2 protein-coding genes are annotated in these 2,521 nt (G+C 38.2%); both read right to left on the reverse strand.

Features of this window, described 5'->3' with window-relative positions:
• Nucleotides 1–294 (reverse strand): DUF262 domain-containing protein (locus Q0200_RS08445; protein ID WP_297940233.1); only part of this gene is annotated, 294 nt, incomplete at its 3' end.
• Between the two features lie 31 nt (nt 295–325).
• Nucleotides 326–2,341 carry an ATP-binding protein gene (locus Q0200_RS08450; protein WP_297940236.1) on the reverse strand — a complete coding sequence of 672 codons (2,016 nt, stop codon included), beginning with the start codon at nt 2,339–2,341 and terminating at the stop codon, nt 326–328.
• Nucleotides 2,342–2,521 lie beyond the last annotated feature (180 nt).

Here is a 2,521-nt window from a genome sequence, read left to right on the forward strand (position 1 = left end):
TAAAAAAGGCACATTATCGCTAAGAGCTTTCAAGATCAGAGCCAGCGTAGTTATGCGCTGTTGTCCGTCGACTATGTCTATTGCGCTGCCGTCTTTAGCTTTGCTTTCGTGAAGTATTATGTGTCCTAGCAAAATTTCGCTATTTTCATTGCCAAACGACCTTTTAATACTTGACAGTAACCCTAAGGCCAAATCCTCGCTCCACACATACGGACGCTGGTAATCAGGAATTTTATAGCTTTTGCAACTCAATATATCGCCAGCACTCAAAACGCCGCTTATTTTATTTTCCATTGCCTCTCCTTAAATTTTTCTAATTATACTATTAAAACCCTATCCTAGCACTTTTCTCTTCGTTTTTTAGTGCAACTTCCTGCTCTAACCTTTCATAAAAATCATCTCCATTTTTGATAGGTCTAAATTTAGCTTGTCTTCTCACGCTAGCAAAATCTCCCGGGGCTAGCAAGCCTAAATTTGAAACCTTTTTACTTGCATTTTCATCAAATTTGACTTTTAGCAAGGCGCACTCTTTTTTAAATAAATTTAGAGCTTGATTTGGCAATAGATACCCAAACTCTAGCTTTAGGTCAAATCTTCTTAGGCTTGCTTTATCTAGATTATCGATTAAATTCGTAGTAGCTATAAATATCCCGTCAAAGCTCTCCATCTGCACTAGCATCTCGTTTACTTGCGTTATCTCCCAGCTTCTTGAAGCCCCGCTTCTATCTTGTAAAAAGCTATCTACTTCGTCAAAGACTAGCACGGCTTTTTTGTTTTTTGCTTCCTCAAAGGCATCTGCTATATTTCGCTCGGTTCCTCCGACCCACATAGATAAAAGGTCGCTTCCTTTTTTGATAATTATAGGCTTTCTTAGGCTTTTGGCGACAAATTTAGCATATGCGCTCTTGCCGGTTCCAGGCACTCCGTATAGGCAAACTCTAGCGCTTTTGCTCTCTTTTATACCTTTCATTAGCTCGTTTAGATCGCAGTCTGAGTTTACAAAATTTGGATCGTAGCTACTTGGCAGATCCTCTCTTGGATTGTAATCTCTTATCTCTTCGTAACCTTGTGCTTTTAAAGTGTTGCTTATCACTCGCTCAAAGGCTTTATTTTTATCTTTTGTGTTTAAATTTGAAACGACTAAGCTTGCGTTGCTAACTACTGCGGGAGCTACATGTTGATTTTTGGCTAGCTTTTTTATTAGCTTATTATCTATCAAATTTGCGCTGTACTCTTTGATGATCTTAGCTCTCATGTTTTCATTAGGCACCCCTAGCTCTATAGCTAGGTTAAAGCGTCTAACTACGGCTTCGTCCATACAGTAAATATTATTGGTTATCCAGATGGTCGGCACTTCGTTTGTCTCTAGGGATCTGTTTATAAAGGCTTTGCCGTACTGTCTTTTTTCCTCGTTTCTAGTGTTAAACACGTCTTCGGCTTCGTCATACATCAGCAAATTTGATCCAGCAGATAGGACGTTTTGCGCGAGACAATAAGATCTTATCCTTTCTAGCTCGTTTGCATATCCGCTTTCGTCTGCATAGGCTACTTCATATAGCTTTAAATTTAGCTCGCTAGCTATCACTTTACTTAGCTCTGTTTTACCGGTCCCTGCTGAACCGTAGAGGAGTATGTTTACTCCTTTTTGTTTCTTGAGAATGGCGTTTTTTAGAAACGAGACTAAAATTTGCATATCTTCTTTTACGTGAGTATAGTTTTTAAGGGTCAAATTCGTTTCGCTACAAGGCTTTATTGCGCTTGCAAATACTTCGTTGATACTTTCGCATTTAGTAAATAATGCTTCTACAAATTCGCCATTTAGCACGTCGATTTTTGATCTTAGATTACGTCCATAGCTGTCTAGTTTTATTATCGAGGTCTTGGCGAAAATTCCGTCTTTTCTAAAAGCGTTTTGAACGTCGCTAGAATTTAAATTTAATATCTGCGATAGGGCTTTTATGGCTTGTCTGTTGTTTAGGTTTCCTATCAGTTCGCAAGCATCTGAGACTACTTCATAGTTAAACATAATAGCGACGAATCTGAGAATAGTCTTTTCGGCGTCGTTTAGACCTAAATTTGACTGAAGCAAATTTAGATTGTGCTCAAGATCTTTTAGGTCGCATGAGATTTTGGCTTTTTCAAGGACGTCAAGCCTATTTTTAAGAGCTTCGGTGTCCTGCTTTGTAGGCTCGCTTGAATGCACGCCTAGAAACTCAAGGACATTATCGTATCTGCATCTTAAAAACTCCCTTTCTCCTCCGGCGCGAAAAATTGCGCGAAGTATCCAAAGCATTGCAAGGTCGTATATCTCGTTATCTACATAAAAGCTTTCGTTTCTCATGTCTGACTCCTTGTTTGTTTTTTATTTGAGGGTATTTTACTGGATAAAAAGGACAAAAAACTGTCCAAATATGTAAATTTATGAGTTAATGTACTAGCAATGGTATTTAACAAAATCATACTAGGATAATATACAACCAAAGAAGCTCAAAGATTTATGGATCAATTATTTGAATTAAAC

Origin of the sequence: uncultured Campylobacter sp. (assembly GCF_938045225.1) — a bacterium.
Taxonomy (GTDB): Bacteria; Campylobacterota; Campylobacteria; order Campylobacterales; family Campylobacteraceae; genus Campylobacter_A.